Raw genomic sequence first — 16585 nt, forward strand, 5'->3', positions numbered from 1 at the left:
CTCCATCGCATGCGCCAACTGCCAGATGCAGGTCAGACAGCATGAAAATTTTGAAAAGTTCATTTTTGAAATAAATTGAAAAACCCCGCCTGATATTCAGGCGGGGCGTTCATGGATGCAATGAAATTGGAATGTCGGGTTTGTCAGCCCGTCAGGCCAGCCAGCGTTTCTGCCAGTCCGAGAGCATGGAAATCGTCCAGAGCTGATGACCCCAGTTGCGTTTGCCGCTCATATGTTCGTTCTGCAGCTTTTCGATTTGACGGCGGTCCAGACCAAAGTCCTGATAAAGTGCGTCATTGGCCAGAAGATCGCCCATCCATTCACGCAGCGGCCCGCGCAGCCATTGCGCCAAAGGCACGCCAAAACCGGTTTTCGGGCGATCAATCATTTCGCGCGGCACATATTTATAGAGAATCTGGCGCAGGGCATATTTGCCGGTCGACCCATTCATCTTGAGCCGTGCGGGAAGACGCCAGCCAAATTCGATCACGCGATGATCGATAAACGGCACCCGGACCTCAAGCGAATTGGCCATCGATGCACGGTCAACCTTGGTCAGAACATCATCAACCATATACATCATCGTATCCATGATTTGCATGGACGAGACATAGTCAAGATTGCGGTTCCGACAGAACATCTCACCCGGAACGCGGAATTTCTTGCGCGAGGAACGGCTGCCCAGAAGCTTGTCGCTATCAAACAGCGACAGCAGCGCATGATACCGGTCGAGATCATCCCTGATCGCCAGAAGCGGGGCAGCCTTATGGATTTTATCGCCAATCGCACTGGTCGAAAGCTTGCCCGGAACCAGCCCGACAAGATTGTCCCATTGCTCTGGTGACAGCATGGTCAGACCACGCGACACAAGTGACGCACCAAACGGAATACTGCCTGCTGCGGCACTCAGCTGCTTGGCCCAAAGATAACGGGTATAGCCGCCAAATGTTTCATCCCCGCCATCACCGGAAAGCGCAACCGTGACTTCCTTGCGGGTCAGGGCCGAAATCAGATAGGTCGGAATGGCCGAGCTGTCAAAGAACGGCTCGTCATAGGTTTCCGAAAGCTTCGGCACCAGATCAAGCGCATCCTTGGGCGTGACATAAAGTTCGGTATGATCGGTTTTAAGATGGCGCGCCACTTCACCGGCAAAAGCCGCCTCGTTAAAGGCTTCGTCTTCGAAACCGACCGAAAATGTTTTGACCGGACGATCCGAAACCGACTGCATCAGGGCAACAATGGTCGATGAATCAATCCCGCCCGACAGAAATGCACCCAGCGGTACATCGGCAACCATGCGGCGCTGAACAGCATCGCGGAGCAAATCTTCAAGCGCATCAATCGCGCTTTGATCATCGCCGCTCCATGCATGTTTTTGCCCGTTGAGGACCGCATCCTCAACCGACCAATAGGCCGTCTCGGTTGCCTGGTCGTGCGAGGTTACCTCAAGAATATGACCGGGCTTGAGCATCTTGGCATGCGCATAGATCGAAAGCCCCGATGGCACATAGCCAAAGCGAAGATAGGCCTCAAGACCAGCCTGATTGACTTCGCGTGAAATGGCACCACCGGCCAGAAGCGCTTTGACTTCGGATGCAAAGCCTATATTGCCCTCATAGCGAGACCAGTAAAGCGGCTTGATGCCAAGACGGTCACGCACAAGCGTCAGTTTCTTTGCTTCCTTGTCCCACAGGGCAATCGCAAACATGCCGATCAGGCGCTTGATCGTATCGCGCACGCCCCAATGGGCAATGCATTCAAGGATGACTTCGGTGTCGGAATGCCCGCGCCAGGCAACATTGATATTGGCCGCAGCCAGCTTCTCGCGAAGTTCCGGCGCGTTATAGATCTCGCCATTATAGACCATGACATAACGGCCATTGGCCGAATGCATCGGCTGTTTACCGGCATCAGAAAGATCAATGATCGCAAGGCGGCGCTGGCCAAGTGCCAGACCATTATCGGAATCAACCCAGACATCGCCGCCATCAGGGCCGCGATGATGCAGTGCCGCATTCATGCGCGATACAGCATCGCCCAATCCGCTTGCGTCACTTTGTCCAGACAGCCATAAACCGGCAATTCCACACATAAAATAATCCTGTAAAACCCTGCCGTTACTTAAAACAATAACGGCACATTCTACAATGAAAACATTCTGCAAACCCGATGCTGCACACATAAAAATGCCCGGATGAGGCAATCCGGGCAATCTGGCAGGTCGGCATTCGGATCAATCACACCTGAAACGCGCCAAAGCCGCCCTGCAAAAGGATAAGGGCAGGCTCTTTGGACGAGACATAAGCGACCAAAAGGGTATGACGCGGCAAGTCAGCGCCTCTCGATTCCCAGTCGCGCCATCCGGCGATAGAGCGTGTTGCGTCCGATACCAAGCGCCTTGGCCGTGTTGCTGATATGCCAGTGATGATCGTCCAGAAGCTGGCGCAGCGCGCCTTCTTCGGCCCGTTCAATCGCATCGCGTGCCGATGTTGCGGGTTTGATTGTCTCGATGCGGAAATCGTCCGGAAGATGATCGCCTTCAATCACACCGTTTTCGGCAAAGACACTGGCATATTGCAACACATTGATCAGTTCGCGCACATTGCCCGGCCATTGATGACGGGTCAGAAGTCTGATCACTTCATCACTGCATTCGACATAATCATTCGACAAAGCAGCCAACAACCGCCCGATCACATCGACAATATCACTGCGCTCACGCAAGGGCGGAACGGCAAGACGCGCGCCCTTGATCCGATAGAGCAAATCTTCGCGGAACTTGCCATCCGCTACCGCCTGACCAAGATCGACATTGCTTGCACAGATCAGGCGGAAATCGACCGGTACCGACTTGGTACTGCCAAGCGGTTCGACCTTGCGGCTTTCAAGAACACGCAACAGCCGTCCCTGAGCGGCAAGCGGCATATCGCCGATCTCATCAAGAAACAGCGTTCCACCATTGGCTTCGCGGATGCGCCCGCCAAATCCGTCTCTTGCTGCCCCGGTAAAGGCCCCACCAGCATGGCCAAACAGTTCGTTTTCAATCAATCCTTCGGGCAGGGCTGCACAATTGATCGCAACAAAGTTTCTGGATTTTCCAAGGGTTGCTTCATGGATATGACGCGCCAGATATTCCTTGCCACTGCCGGTTTCACCCGACATCAGGATATTGATATCGCGCGCATGCAGACGCGTTCCGATATCGTAAATCCGGCGCAATGCCGGATCACGATCCGCAATCTGCGCAATCTTCCTTGCTGGTGCGGGCGTTCTGCTGGCAATCGGGGTAGATCGCCCGACATAGTGACGGCGCATCCGTTCCGGCATCGTCACAGAGCCAAACAGAACCCCGCCCCCGGCAATATTAAGCGCCATGGCCGATGAATTCCCGCCGTCCTGTGCGGTGAATTTCGACAACAGGGCATCGACATCCATCTCGAACATATCGGCGATGTCAGTGGAATTGTTGGCTGCGGCAAGAATGCGGCGCGCTGTTGACGTCGCCCCGTTGATCTTGCCATCCGGGGCGATTGAAATCATCGCATCGCGGGTCGATCCGACATGCCGGGCCTCGGGGTGAAGATGAAGGATCACATCGCCAGCCCGTTCATCAAAAAACAGGATGCGTTCAAGTGCATCGGCGTAATCGGCCACCATGCCGCGCACGCGCAGGCAATCGGTGCGTTTGATATCATCGCGCACAGCCGATACATCAAGCACCGAGCACACCTTGCCATCGGGATCAAAGACCGGGGCAGCTGTGCAGGTCAGCACGGAATGCTGGGACAGGAAATGTTCATCCTTATGGATGGTGATCGGGCGTCCTTCGACAATACAGGTGCCAATGCCGTTCGTACCTTCACGCTCCTCGCTCCAGACAGCGCCGGGCAACAGGCCGTTGGTCCGAAATGATGGCAACAGGGAATGGGCGGCAACACTGTCAAGGATCACGCCGCTATTATCGGTCAGAAACACCGCATAACCCGACGCATCAATCTTGCGATAAAGGGTCCGGACGAGATCATGGGCATGGTGATAAAGCCGCCCGTTGCGATCACGCAATTGACGGGTCTGGCTTTCGGGCATGACTTCGGGACGGCGCAAGGTGTCATGAGCCAGACCAAAGCGTTCTTCACACCGTTGCCAGCTTTCAAGCACCGCACGATTTTGCGCACCACCGCTAAGTTGCAATGCTGCTTCTATCCGTCCGCCGGGAAGGTTTCCTGACATAGACGCTATCTCCCTTGTGTCGGTGTTTTACCCGGAATTTTCCGGTGGCGCGGCTTGTGCCGCATCCGATCACAATGGCAATCGTACCATATCGGGGGCCCTTCACGCCAAACAGTTTCGCGGTAAAAAATCCGTTCAATCCGGACTGTTCCATTTTTGGAACAATTTGCGCCGTTTGTATCGGACTGTTCGCCGTCCGTCTTTGCCTGGCGACCTTTTCGGCATCCCGGTAACCGCATGAAAACCGGTCATTTTTCGCCCCTATCCCTAAACGTGACCAAAGTGGCATGACCTTTGCGGATAAGGCACCGTCACAATCAAAAAGCGGGCGAAAAAATCGCCTGTCGATCTCGGAGGAACCAAAATGATCTACAAGAATCCAAATGACGCCGGCAGTCCGGTAAGCTTCAAAGGCCGTTACGAGAACTTCATCGGCGGCGAATGGGTCGCTCCGTCCAAGGGCCAGTATTTCGAAAATGTCTCGCCGGTGAATGGCAAACCATTCTGCGAGGTAGCCCGTTCATCAAGCGAAGATATCGAAAAAGCACTTGATGCCGCCCATGCCGCTTTCCCGGCCTGGGGCAAAACATCGGTGACCGAGCGTGCCAACATGCTCAACAAGATCGCTGATCGCATGGAAGCCAATCTGGAAATGCTGGCTGTTGCCGAAACCTGGGACAATGGCAAGGCCGTGCGCGAAACGCTGGCCGCTGACATTCCGCTGGCGATCGATCATTTCCGCTATTTTGCCGGTGCCATTCGTGCACAGGAAGGGTCGCTTGGCGAAATTGATGACAATACGGTCGCCTATCACTTCCACGAACCACTTGGTGTGGTTGGCCAGATCATTCCGTGGAACTTCCCGATCCTGATGGCGGTCTGGAAACTGGCACCGGCCCTTGCCGCAGGCAATTGTATTGTTCTGAAACCGGCCGAACAGACCCCGGCTTCGATCTGCGTCCTTCTGGAACTGATTTCCGATCTGATCCCGGCAGGTGTCGTCAACGTCGTGCAGGGCTTTGGTGTCGAAGCCGGCAAGCCGCTGGCACAAAGCAACCGCGTGGCCAAAGTCGCCTTTACCGGTGAAACCACCACCGGTCGTCTGATCATGCAATACGCATCGGAAAACATCATTCCGGTGACGCTTGAGCTTGGTGGCAAGTCACCGAACATCTTCTTTGAAGACATCATGGCAGCAGATGACGATTTCCGTCAGAAAGCCGCCGAAGGCATGGCCATGTTTGCCCTTAACCAGGGCGAAGTTTGCACCTGCCCGTCGCGCGCCATCATTCAGGAAAGCATCTATGACAAATTCATGGATAGCGTTCTGTCGCGTGTTGCAAACATCAAACAGGGCAACCCGCTTGATACCGACACCATGATGGGTGCACAGGCCTCGACCGAGCAGATGGAAAAGATCATGTCCTATCTCGATATCGGCAAACAGGAAGGGGCAGAAGTCCTCTGTGGTGGCGACAAGGCGGATCTGGGCGGCGACCTTGCGGGCGGCTTCTATATCCAGCCGACCATCTTCAAGGGCCACAACCGCATGCGCATCTTCCAGGAGGAAATCTTTGGTCCGGTTGTTTCGGCAACCACCTTCAAGGACGATGCCGAAGCCCTTCATATCGCCAATGACACGCTGTATGGCCTGGGTGCCGGTGTCTGGACGCGCGATGCCAACCGTTCGTACCGCTTTGGCCGTGATATCAAGGCCGGTCGTGTCTGGACCAACTGCTATCACCTCTATCCGGCCCACGCGGCCTTTGGTGGTTACAAGCAGTCGGGCATCGGTCGTGAAAACCACAAGATGATGCTCAACCATTATCAGCAAACCAAGAACCTTCTGGTTTCCTACGATCCGAAACCGATGGGCTTCTTCTGATCGCGCAATGACCGTGACCGGGCGCATCTCCTCCCGGATGCGTCCGGTCGCCTTTCGCGAAAAGGAGGCAGAATATGACCGGATCAGAAACCGTTCCAGTCAGGGTTACCGCCACAGATGCGGCGATTGAACTGATCAGGAAGCTTAAATCGATCCACGGGCCGGTGATGTTTCATCAGTCGGGCGGGTGTTGTGATGGCAGCGCGCCGATGTGCTTTCCCGCTGGCGAGTTCAAAACCGGTGATCAGGATGTGTTGCTGGGCGAAATTGAAGGCAGTCCGTTTTTCATCGGGCGGGCGCAATTTGAATATTGGCAGCATACCCAGTTGATCATTGATGTCGTCAATGGTCGCGGCGGAATGTTTTCGCTTGAAGGGCCCGAGGGCAAACGCTTTCTGACCCGATCCCGGATTTTCAGTGACGATGAATGGAATATCCTGAAGAAGGCGGAGGAAAAGAAACCGATCATCTCCGACATCTAGGTTTCACAGGCTTCAGCTGTTACCCGCGGCGTTTCGTTCCGGGCGTCATCCCCCATGATGCCTTCTCCCCGAAACACCAGAAGGTGCTGATGGCACTGCAAATCTTTCCGTAGCTTCTTCTTCCTGGCCCGCTGCCTCCCCCATTCAGGTGGCGGGCTTTTTTTTTATGCGGTGCCCAGAACCACAATCACAAGCCCGCTTAGCATGCACAGAAACATCAGCGACAACAACGCTGCAACAACCACCCGCCCGCCGACATGCATGACATTGCGGATATCAACACTTAATCCCAAGGCCGCCATGGCAAGGATCGTCAGGAACGACGATGCGGTTTTCATTGAGCCCAGCGCAAATTCCGGCAAAAGCCCGAATGACCGTGCAATCATCATGACGATAAATCCGATGATGAACCAGGGCACTACCTGCGAAATCGGAAGTCGGGTTTCACGTGCCCGCCCGCCAAGCAGTGCGAGGGTAAAAATCACCGGTCCCAGCATCAAAACCCGGATCAGCTTGACCAGCGTGCCCACCTGCACAGCAAGCGCGCCTGCCGGGGCGGTTGCGGCAAGAACCTGTGGCACCGCATAAACGGTAAGACCCGAAAAAATGCCATACTGGGTAGCGGACAAGCCAAGCCCGGCATGAAGCAGCGGCAGGACAAACACAAACAGCACGCCAAGTACCGCCGTAAAGGAAATTGAGGCCGCCACATCATCGGACCGGGCCTCGATCACCGGAGCGGTCGCAGCTATCGCCGAATTGCCGCAAATCGAGTTTCCACAGGCCACCAGCGTTGAAAGATGCTCTGACAATCCCAAGGCCCGACCGATATGATAGCTGACAAACAGGCTGATACAGACCACAGCCACGATGGCAACCACCAGCCCGCCCCCCGCAGATCCGATGGCCTGCGCACTGATCGACCCGCCCAGCAAAACAATCGCGATCTCAAGCACTGTCTTGCCGCAGAACCGCACACCGGCAAAATAACGCGGGGCCAACCCAAACACCGATCGCACCACCACCCCGATCAGAATAGCAAAGACCAGACTTTCCACCCAGCCACGCCCGAAAAACACGCGCTCGGCATGTTCGGCAAGCTTGGCAGCCAGTGCGACAAGCAATGTCACGGCAAGGCCTGGCAGGATCGGTTTGATGCGGGCGTTAAAAAACATGATTTTCCTGTGCTTTGATCACATCGGGAAAATCTCACGCCAGACCATTTACTTCCATCTAATAAAAACTCATATTTCATTCGATTAAATCGAACGATTGAGCTTTGCCATGATGACGCTTGAACAATTGCAGATCTTTGTTGCTGTCGCCGAACGCGAACATCTGACCCGCGCGGCCGAGGCAATTGGTCTGACTCCCTCGGCGGTCAGCTCGGCGATCAAGAACCTTGAAGGTTTTTATGGTGTGGCGCTGTTTAACCGGGTCGGACGGCGGATCGAACTGACCCAGACCGGGCGCTTGTTCCTTGATGAAGCCAAATCAACACTGGCCCGCGCACGTGCTGCCGAACTGACACTGGCCGAGCTTGGCGGGATGCAGCGCGGGGATTTGAATGTTTATGCCAGTCAAACGATTGCCAGTTACTGGCTGCCACCGTTCCTGATGAAGTTCCATGATCAATATCCCGGCATTGAAATCCATCTGACCATTGGCAACACCAAGACCGTATCTGATGCGGTACGCGGCGGGGCGGCCGACATCGGCTTTATCGAAGGCGACATTGACGAACCTGCCCTTGCCAAACGCGAAGTTGCCGAAGATGCGCTGGTGATTGTGGTCGGCCCCAAGCATCCCTGGGCCGATGGCAGGCCCTTGACCGCACAGGCCCTTGTCACCCAGACCAACTGGATCCTGCGCGAAGCCGGATCGGGCACCAGATCGGAATTCGAAAATGCATTACGCGACCTTGGTGTTGACCCGGCACGGCTTAAAACCGCACTGGTCCTGCCCAGCAACGAGGCCGTCATTACCGCCGTTGAAACCGGACTTGCCGCCACCGCCGTTTCGCAATTCGCCGTCAGCTCCCTGATCGCCCAAGGCCGACTGGCCCGTGCAAGCTTCCCGATCCCGCCCCGCAAATTCATGGTGCTCCGCCATAAAGAACGCCAGCAAACTCGAAGTTCTCTGGCGCTGGAAAAGTTGTGCCTTGACCAACGACATTAAGCCGCATTCAACGCGTATTTGGAAATTTTCCAAATGTAAATTGCGAATGCGCAATGCAGCATTTCGGACAAGCTTCTATCGAAAAGCTTACACAGAACGGCCCCTGATCGTCGGTTTGCTCCACAATCAGGTCAATCAATGAACGACTTCGCAACGCAGCGAAAAGCGTGGCCGAACAGGAAGGCTTTGCCTGATAGAAGGACCAACGCCAATGCTTGATGCAGAAATATTGGCACGCATACAGTTTGCCTTTACCGTTTCATTCCACATCATTTTCCCGTCATTTACCATCGGGCTTGCGAGCTTCCTGTTCGTGCTTGAAGCGCAGTGGTTGCGCACCCGTGATGACACCTATCTTGCGCTGTACAAATTCTGGCTCAAGATCTTTGCGCTGGCCTTTGGCATGGGTGTGGTTTCCGGGATTGTGATGTCCTATCAGTTTGGCACCAACTGGGGGCCGTTTTCGGAATTTACCGGCGGCGTCATTGGCCCGTTGATGGCCTATGAGGTTCTTAGCGCCTTTTTCCTGGAGGCAGGTTTTCTTGGCATCATGCTGTTTGGCCTGAACCGGGTCGGACCAAAACTTCACTTCCTTGCCACCACCATGGTTGCCGTCGGCACACTTTTTTCGGCCTTCTGGATTTTGTCAGCCAATAGCTGGATGCAGACGCCAGATGGCTTTGTCATCGAAAATGGTCGGGCGGTTGTCACCAGCTGGATTGATGCGATCTTTAATCCAAGCTTCCCCTATCGCCTTGTTCACATGGTTCTGGCGGCTTATCTGACCACCGCCTTTGTGGTGGGTGCGGTTGGTGCATGGCATTTGCTGCGTGATCGGGAAAATCGGGCGGCACGGATCATGTTTTCCATGGCCATGTGGATGGCGGCCATTGTTGCCCCGATCCAGATCGTGGCAGGCGATATGCACGGGCTCAATACTCTTGAACATCAACCGGCCAAGGTCGCGGCAATGGAAGGCCATTTTGAAACGCAAAATGGCGCGCCACTGATCCTGTTTGGCCTGCCCGATATGAAGGCCGAAGAAACCCGGTACGCGATTGAAATTCCCAAGCTTGGCTCGATGATCCTGACCCATGACTGGGATGGCAAGATCACGGGGCTTAAGGATTTCGCACCGGAAGATCGCCCAAATGCCACCATCGTCTTCTGGACCTTCCGCATCATGGTCGGCGTTGGCGTCCTGATGGCATTGCTTGGCATTGCGAGCCTGATCGCGCGGTTCCGTCACAAGCTTTATGATTGCAAATATCTGCATCGCTTTGCCCTGATCATGGGACCAAGCGGCTTTGTCGCCATTCTGGCGGGCTGGTTCACCACCGAAATCGGACGCCAGCCATGGGTGGTGTATGGATTTATGCGCACATCAGAAGCAGGCTCGCCGGTCACCGCCACCGCAATTGCCGGATCGCTTCTGGCCTTTGTCGTGGTCTATTCAATCGTGTTTGGGGTTGGCACGGCCTATATCATCCGCGCCATGAACCATGATCCGCGCAAGGCGCATGTCCCGAGCGGAGAATTCCTTCGTGCCGGTGGCCGCCAGCTGGCCGCACATAACAATCCGCAGGCAGGAGAATGATCATGGATTATCAACTGATCTGGGTTCTTTTGATCGCGGTTGCGGTCTTTGCCTATGTCACACTCGATGGCTTTGATCTGGGCATCGGCATTCTGTTTCCCTTCATCAAGGATCCGGTGAAACGCGGGCGCATGATGAATACGGTTGCGCCGATCTGGGATGGCAATGAAACCTGGCTGGTGCTGGGCGGCGGCGGGCTTTATGCCGCCTTCCCCAAAGCCTATTCCCTGCTGATGACGGCCTTTTACATTCCGGTTTTTGTCATGCTGCTTGCCCTTGTGTTTCGCGGCGTGGCGTTCGAGTTCCGGTTCAAAAGCCAGAACCATCAGAAACATTGGGACATCGCCTTTTCTGCTGGATCAATCATTGCAAGCGCCATGCAGGGCGCGATGCTGGGCGCTTTTATCGAAGGCATTGCCGTTGAAAATGGCCGCTTTGTCGGTGGCGCGTTTGACTGGCTCAGTCCGTTTTCATTCTTCTGCGCCACGGCGGTTATTGTCGGCTATGCCCTGCTTGGCACCGGCTGGCTGATCATGAAGATGGAAGGCGATTTTCAGGGCAATCTGCGCCGTCTCGCCAAACCCGCCGTGATCTGGATGGCGGCAAATCTTGCTGTGGTGTCGCTGATGACCACTTATATCAACCCGGCCTATGCCGACCGCTGGTTTGACATGCCCAATCTGGCATTCATGGCACCGATCCCCTTGATCACGGCCGGGCTTCTGATCTGGCTGTGGCGGGCGGTTTCACATCGGGAAAAGACGGTTTTCGGCATTACGCTTGCGATCTTTTTCCTGTGTTATCTTGGTTTTGGCATCACGCTTTATCCCAATATCGTCCCGCCGATGATCACGTTCAGGGATGCCGCCGCCCCGGACAACAGCCTTTCCTTCATGCTGGTCGGGGCCGTGATCCTGCTTCCGGTGATATTTGCCTATACCGCTTATGCCTATTGGGTGTTCCGCGGAAAGGTCAGTGACGAGGGATATCATTGATGCCCAGGATCACATCGGAAAGAACCAGACGTCTGCTTTGGTTTGTCGGGCTTTATGTCGGCGGGATTGTCGTCATAGGTACTGCTGCCATGCTGCTTAAGGCCATGTTGGGTCAGGCATAAAGCACATCGCGGCTCCTGAAATGACGCCTCGCCGAGATGCGGGGCGTCAGCACCCGGCAGCAAATTCCCCCACCCTGCTGCCGGGTTTTCTTTTACTGGTTGTCCTTGCGCCGGATCAGATCAGCAAGGCGTTCGATCCCGGCGCGAATGCGTTCCGGCTTTTCGGTGGCAAAGCTGAACCGTGCAGTATTTTGCCCCGACTGGTCACAGAAAAATGCCTGACCGGGGACAAAGGCGACCTTGGCATCTTCCATCGCCTCGACCAGAAGCGCCCGGCTGTCGATATTTTCGGGCAATGTTAACCAGACAAACATGCCGCCCTTGGGCCGTGAATAACTGACATCATCGGGCATGAATTCATCCATAGCACCCAGCATCGCATCACGCTTTGCCCGATATGCATCGCGAAGCGTTTCCAGATGGGCCGGAAACAGTTTGGTTGCGGCACGCAGCGCGATTTCCTGATTGATGGTCGACACATGCAGATCACCCGCCTGCTTCATCAAAACCAGCTGACGGATCACCGGACGCGGTGCTGTGACCCAGCCAATCCGCAAGGCCGGGGCGAGTGTTTTGGAAAAAGTGCCAAGCTGAATGACCGTTCCGGCATCGGGATCACTGCCGACCTCGTCCAGGGCCAGAAGCGATGGCAGGCTTTCGCCTTCGTATGACAGTTTGCAATAGGCCGCATCCTCAAGAATGACAGCGCCATATTTGCGGGCCGTTTCGAGAACTGCCATGCGACGATCAAGCGTGTAGGATCGACCCGTCGGGTTCTGGAAATCCGGGGCCAGATAGGCAATGCGCGCACCGGCCGCAAAGGCCGCATCAAGTTCGGCAATGACCGGGCCGTCCTCATCCATATTGATGCCGACATAGTTGGGACGGCGCATCGAAAAGGCCTGCATCGCGCCAAGATAGCTTGGCTTTTCCATAACGATTTCGCGCCCGGGTTCGAGTAACAGGCGCGCAATCATATCAAGGGCCTGCTGCGCCCCGCAGGTAATCAGAATATTGTCGATGTCACGGGTCGCACCACTTTTGGCAAGATCATCGGCAATCCATTGCCGCAATCCCGGCAGACCTTCGCTGATCGAATATTGAAGACTGCGTCGCCCCGCGGTTTCGTCGCTGGTCAGGCCGTCAAACATGTCGCGAAAATCAGCAAGCGGGAAAAGATCGGGATCAGGCACCCCGCCCGCGAACGAGATAATCTCCGGGCGTTCAGCAACTTTCAGCAAATCACGAATTTCCGATGCACGCAGCGCACGGGCATCAGGCACAATCATCTCGTTCCATTGGATCGTCATGGCTTCCTCATTAGGTCAGTCTTCTTGACGTTATTTGGCAAGCAACACTGACCTAAATCAAGTTTATTTTTCAAACGACAAGCATTTTGAAATAAAATTACCCATCAAGCCCGTAACACACCGATAGTTTGCAAACCCTGCATTAAAGGGATTCCGTCATGATTTCAAAGAGATGATAAAAGCGCGGGAAAAAATCACCGAAAGCAGCACAATGACAAAGCATGTCGTTGCTCCGTTGAAAATTGCTGAAATCACCAGCAATCCGGTATCAGCGGGAATTCCGATTGCCTGCACAATCGCGACCACCTGCCCCGTTACAGGTATGAAAAGCGCTGCGATCACCGGCAGAACAAGGAAGACGGCAATCATCCGCCAAAGAACGAACCGGAATGTTGCTTTTCCACGGGACCATGTCGCGACTAATGATGGGTCAGCGCCACAAATCACGGCTCCACCCCATGTGGCTGCCACCGCAACCAGACACAGAAAAGCCATCACGACGACAACACCAATCCCGAGCCCGGTATTGGCTTCCGCGTCATCATTGCCCACTAACAACCGCAGAATATCGGGGACAAGAAACAGCTGATAGATCAGAATCATCACCGCCATCAGCAGTGCCAGTAACATCATACCAGCAAAGAACATTCCGGCAGCCCTGCGGTCGATGATGCTAAACGCGGACCATCCGGCCAATCTGGTCAGCACGGAAACATGTGCACAGAATGCAACACTGACCACGGCCACCGCATCGATCAGAAAGCGGGCAACGAACCAGATTCCACCCCAAACAGAAATTGCCCCGTCCGGGCCAAGCACACCCGAACGCGGCAATATCGCATCGAATGCCGCAAACAGAACCATCCACAGCAACGCCGCCGCAATGACAGACCGGCATTGCCAGAACACGTCCCATGCGTCCTGAAGGATCCAGGCCTTGAAGTCGTTGTGCGCTGTAATCTTGGCCCCCATCTCTCACCCGTCTTTTCCATCAACAGACCGGTATATGGCGATGAACAGGGCGCTTGTTCAATCATGGTTATATAGCGATTGCCGGTTTGCCCCGAAAACGCGGTCACGACATCACGCCGCCCCGACATTCTGGGTTCTGACGAAGGTATTGCGTTATCGGGCCGACAGACCTAGCCCGTCCCCGCCCGGTATGTGATCCTTGCGCAGCCGCTCTTCTCCGAGAATGAGGGTCCGGGATGCAACGGTGCCAAGCAGAACATTTACAATCAGTAACTTGCCTGCACCAAGTAATGCCCCCAACACGAAAAGAAGATGAAGCCGAGTAAGCCCACCACCCGTTTCGACCAATAATCCTATCGAAAGGTCGCCCAGCAAGAGATACGTCACATCCACAATCAGTGAAAACAGAAACGGACCAATCAAAAGCCCCATAAGACCAAAGGCCAGTGTTCTCCATCCTCGTTTGACAGCCCGCAACAGCCCCTTGTCAAATTTCAAAATGACAGCAGGCACCCAAGTCGCCCCGAACAGAAACACAATCAGGGCGAAGATCGTCCTGATCAGACCTCCGACAAGTGTCATTGAATGCTCCAGAGACGTGTTGTCGCCTGCCAGATCCCTGATATCGCTTGTGGTTAAAATCAACGTCCCGTCAACAGTCAGAAAGTAAAGAATGGACGGCACAGAAACCAGCAGACTCAAAAATAAGTAGCGCGGAACAAACCGCAGCAGGCTGCGCATTCCTAGCTTGGAGGTTCCAGTTATCAACCAGAAGCACGTGACATATAGAACGGCACATTCGAATGCGAATTCCAACCCGGCATTGATCAGATCGACCATACCCCCGCCGACATAGAGCAAAGGGTATCGGATCACAGCGAATGCGCCACAAAGAAACATGAACCGACGCCAGTTCGCCCGGATCACTTCAATGCTCTTAGTCCAGATACCAGCTGTATTAATCGCCAGTAGCGCCATATCATCTGTCGCCATTCACGACGTCATTCATATGCAAGCGATTGGTTTTCAGCGATATTCTTTTCTTCTGTTAAACGCTTTTCGCCGCGCTGATAGGCACGCGATACGATCACCACAATCATGGCTGTAACGATAACATATTGAAGGCTGCTAACGACCATGGTTATGACCGAGGTCGTGTTGAGGACCAGCGTACCCTCACCTGATATCAATGGCTCTCCACCCGCGGTCTGCACCAGATTTACAATCATCGAACCCAAAAACATCATCAGCAACGGACCAAGCAAAATCCGCCCGGTAACGTACCATACAGTCTTCCTGCCACGCGCAATAGCACGCCCAACCCCGCTACCATCCCCGGCAAGGGCGGCAGGCAGCAATGTTGCAAAGAACACCAGAACGATCCAGAGAACCAAAAAGGTAATGATGCTGGTGATACCGATGGCAGACAGGTTCGAAACCTTGGCCATGTCTTCTGGCGACAAAAGGAAATGTCCGGTCAGAACAAACAGGCCCAATGATGAAGGCAAGGTATCAAGGAGTTGGAGCGCAAGGTAACGCCCGGAAAAAAGCCGGACCCGCGACCTGTCGATTTCCCTGAATGCGAAAACGCCAGCATGTCCATTTTGCAACCAGACAAACAGGGACAGCGCAAAATACCCCGAGATGACAAGCCCAAACACAAAGATGACATAGACCTGCCCGGAAAAGGGTGCCGCCCACTGCCACAAGGCAAGCCCTATCAGTGAAACCGCGACAACTACAACATTAGCCCAACATTGCGAAAGCGCGACAAAGCTCGTTTTCCAGATACCTGGCTGCTTTTGGCCCGGTTTCGCCGAAGCCTGTTCCTGTACCATCTCAGATGGCCTCCATCTGTTTGAGTTCGGCGTCCTGCAGGCTGGCCTCTGACAAGCGTGCCTCGCCCAGTTGATAGGCACGCGACAGCACCACCGCCACAAGAACAATGCCGGTTGCCCAGACCAGATATCCCAGTCCGTTCATGACAATATCAAAGGGAACAAATTTCAGTTCACCTACCTGAATGGTGTAGGCCCGCGTCGCCACGGAAAACTGTCCGGGCAAAAGGAACAGGGTTGCAAAGAACAAAACGATGTTTGCGCCCGGCCCGACAATCAATCGTGATGTGACATAACCGAATGTTTTACGCCCGCGCGCGAAGGCACGCTTTAACGACGATCCATCGGCAACAAGTGCGGACGGCAGCCACGTACCGACCAGACTGAGGACGATCAGCATTGCTAGTCCGTAAAAGGCAAGCACAGCAGAAAAGACAAGAACATATTGAGCCTGCTGGCTTGCAGCTTTGATTTCCGGAACTTCAAAAAGCGGAATCATGACAAGGAGTGCGGGGATCATCGTGATGAAGCCAATGGCCAAGCCGCGCATACAGAATTTGAAGAACGCCCATTTTGGGAGTGCGCCTGTGGCGGTAAATCCACTGACATTACGCAAAATGGTCATATGGGAGGCAATAGCCAGATAGGCACCGACAATATAAGTCGGCAACTGGGGTGACTCCGCCTCTGGCTTCAATGCGTAAATCGCAATATCGACCAGCAGCAATGCCGCAACAGCGACTGTGAATATGACAAGGTTTTTACGGATTACATCCCTTGCCTCTCCCCAGATTGTAATATCGAATTTCATTTTTGCCCCGCCTCGTCAAAATTGAGTTCCCTCAAATTAATGCTACTTGCGGGCAACATGACTTCCTGTGACTTTCGTCACACCTATCCGCATGCGACAAAGCCCCTCCCAATGAACAGGTCCCGCCTGCCATGTTCTGACTTAACTGTTGGCTTTGATCATTGC

Annotated in this window: 14 protein-coding genes; 6 read left to right on the forward strand and 8 right to left on the reverse strand. The window is 54.4% G+C overall.

The features are described 5' to 3' along the window. Positions 1 to 151 precede the first annotated feature (151 nt). Positions 152 to 2092 (reverse strand): asparagine synthase (glutamine-hydrolyzing), encoded by a 1941-nt coding sequence (gene asnB, locus TH30_RS12540; protein ID WP_114098424.1) that lies wholly within the window; start codon positions 2090 to 2092, stop codon positions 152 to 154. A 239-nt stretch (positions 2093 to 2331) separates the two neighbouring features. Continuing rightward, entirely contained in the window at positions 2332 to 4230 is a 1899-nt protein-coding gene (locus tag TH30_RS12545; RefSeq protein ID WP_114098425.1) for a sigma-54-dependent Fis family transcriptional regulator, read from the reverse strand. Between the two features lie 364 nt (positions 4231 to 4594). Between TH30_RS12545 and exaC the strand changes: the two genes are divergently transcribed. Then, a complete protein-coding gene (gene exaC / locus TH30_RS12555) occupies positions 4595 to 6115 on the forward strand; it encodes an acetaldehyde dehydrogenase ExaC (RefSeq protein ID WP_114098427.1) in 1521 nt (506 codons plus the stop codon). A gap of 74 nt (positions 6116 to 6189) precedes the next feature. Beyond that, entirely contained in the window at positions 6190 to 6597 is a 408-nt protein-coding gene (locus TH30_RS12560; protein WP_114098428.1) for a DUF779 domain-containing protein, read from the forward strand. Positions 6598 to 6761: 164 nt separating this feature from the next. On the opposite strand, the gene TH30_RS12565 is transcribed toward TH30_RS12560, so the two are convergent. Further along, entirely contained in the window at positions 6762 to 7772 is a 1011-nt protein-coding gene (locus TH30_RS12565) for a YeiH family protein (protein ID WP_114098429.1), read from the reverse strand. A 109-nt stretch (positions 7773 to 7881) separates the two neighbouring features. Here TH30_RS12565 and TH30_RS12570 point away from each other — a divergent pair, with 109 nt between their 5' ends. The 4 genes from TH30_RS12570 to TH30_RS22465 all read left to right on the forward strand — a co-directional run bounded on the left by TH30_RS12570 (position 7882) and on the right by TH30_RS22465 (position 11489). Then, positions 7882 to 8775, forward strand: coding sequence for a LysR family transcriptional regulator (locus TH30_RS12570; protein WP_309471221.1), 894 nt, complete (start codon positions 7882 to 7884; stop codon positions 8773 to 8775). A 211-nt stretch (positions 8776 to 8986) separates the two neighbouring features. Further along, a complete protein-coding gene (locus TH30_RS12575) occupies positions 8987 to 10372 on the forward strand; it encodes a cytochrome ubiquinol oxidase subunit I (protein ID WP_114098430.1) in 1386 nt (461 codons plus the stop codon). Positions 10373 to 10374: 2 nt separating this feature from the next. After that, the gene (gene cydB, locus TH30_RS12580; RefSeq protein ID WP_443082643.1) at positions 10375 to 11367 is read left to right on the forward strand and encodes a cytochrome d ubiquinol oxidase subunit II; all 993 of its coding nucleotides are present in this window, start codon (positions 10375 to 10377) and stop codon (positions 11365 to 11367) included. After that, positions 11367 to 11489, forward strand: coding sequence for a DUF2474 domain-containing protein (locus tag TH30_RS22465; protein ID WP_220150312.1), 123 nt, complete (start codon positions 11367 to 11369; stop codon positions 11487 to 11489). Before cydB ends, TH30_RS22465 begins: the two co-directional genes overlap by 1 nt. Positions 11490 to 11581: 92 nt before the next feature. On the opposite strand, the gene TH30_RS12585 is transcribed toward TH30_RS22465, so the two are convergent. The 5 genes from TH30_RS12585 to TH30_RS12605 all read right to left on the reverse strand — a co-directional run bounded on the left by TH30_RS12585 (position 11582) and on the right by TH30_RS12605 (position 16420). After that, a complete protein-coding gene (locus TH30_RS12585; protein ID WP_114098432.1) occupies positions 11582 to 12799 on the reverse strand; it encodes an aminotransferase-like domain-containing protein in 1218 nt (405 codons plus the stop codon). Between the two features lie 156 nt (positions 12800 to 12955). Further along, positions 12956 to 13771 carry a hypothetical protein gene (locus tag TH30_RS12590; RefSeq protein ID WP_114098433.1) on the reverse strand — a complete coding sequence of 272 codons (816 nt, stop codon included), beginning with the start codon at positions 13769 to 13771 and terminating at the stop codon, positions 12956 to 12958. Between the two features lie 153 nt (positions 13772 to 13924). Continuing rightward, positions 13925 to 14764, reverse strand: a complete 840-nt coding sequence (locus tag TH30_RS12595; protein WP_114098434.1) for a hypothetical protein — start codon at positions 14762 to 14764, stop codon at positions 13925 to 13927. An 8-nt stretch (positions 14765 to 14772) separates the two neighbouring features. After that, positions 14773 to 15609, reverse strand: coding sequence for a hypothetical protein (locus TH30_RS12600; protein WP_114098435.1), 837 nt, complete (start codon positions 15607 to 15609; stop codon positions 14773 to 14775). Position 15610: 1 nt separating this feature from the next. After that, the gene (locus TH30_RS12605; RefSeq protein WP_114098436.1) at positions 15611 to 16420 is read right to left on the reverse strand and encodes a hypothetical protein; all 810 of its coding nucleotides are present in this window, start codon (positions 16418 to 16420) and stop codon (positions 15611 to 15613) included. Positions 16421 to 16585: the final 165 nt, after the last annotated feature.

This window comes from Thalassospira profundimaris (assembly GCF_003326795.1).
Classification (GTDB): domain Bacteria; phylum Pseudomonadota; class Alphaproteobacteria; order Rhodospirillales; family Thalassospiraceae; genus Thalassospira; species Thalassospira profundimaris_C.

Coding starts and splice junctions, on each gene's coding strand:
- asnB (WP_114098424.1), bottom strand. CDS start 2,092: ATGTGTGGAATTGCCGGTTTATGGCTGTCTGGACAAAGTGACGCAAGC.
- TH30_RS12545 (WP_114098425.1), bottom strand. CDS start 4,230: ATGTCAGGAAACCTTCCCGGCGGACGGATAGAAGCAGCATTGCAACTT.
- exaC (WP_114098427.1), top strand. CDS start 4,595: ATGATCTACAAGAATCCAAATGACGCCGGCAGTCCGGTAAGCTTCAAA.
- TH30_RS12560 (WP_114098428.1), top strand. CDS start 6,190: ATGACCGGATCAGAAACCGTTCCAGTCAGGGTTACCGCCACAGATGCG.
- TH30_RS12565 (WP_114098429.1), bottom strand. CDS start 7,772: ATGTTTTTTAACGCCCGCATCAAACCGATCCTGCCAGGCCTTGCCGTG.
- TH30_RS12570 (WP_309471221.1), top strand. CDS start 7,882: ATGATGACGCTTGAACAATTGCAGATCTTTGTTGCTGTCGCCGAACGC.
- TH30_RS12575 (WP_114098430.1), top strand. CDS start 8,987: ATGCTTGATGCAGAAATATTGGCACGCATACAGTTTGCCTTTACCGTT.
- cydB (WP_443082643.1), top strand. CDS start 10,375: ATGGATTATCAACTGATCTGGGTTCTTTTGATCGCGGTTGCGGTCTTT.
- TH30_RS22465 (WP_220150312.1), top strand. CDS start 11,367: ATGCCCAGGATCACATCGGAAAGAACCAGACGTCTGCTTTGGTTTGTC.
- TH30_RS12585 (WP_114098432.1), bottom strand. CDS start 12,799: ATGACGATCCAATGGAACGAGATGATTGTGCCTGATGCCCGTGCGCTG.
- TH30_RS12590 (WP_114098433.1), bottom strand. CDS start 13,771: ATGGGGGCCAAGATTACAGCGCACAACGACTTCAAGGCCTGGATCCTT.
- TH30_RS12595 (WP_114098434.1), bottom strand. CDS start 14,764: ATGGCGACAGATGATATGGCGCTACTGGCGATTAATACAGCTGGTATC.
- TH30_RS12600 (WP_114098435.1), bottom strand. CDS start 15,609: ATGGTACAGGAACAGGCTTCGGCGAAACCGGGCCAAAAGCAGCCAGGT.
- TH30_RS12605 (WP_114098436.1), bottom strand. CDS start 16,420: ATGAAATTCGATATTACAATCTGGGGAGAGGCAAGGGATGTAATCCGT.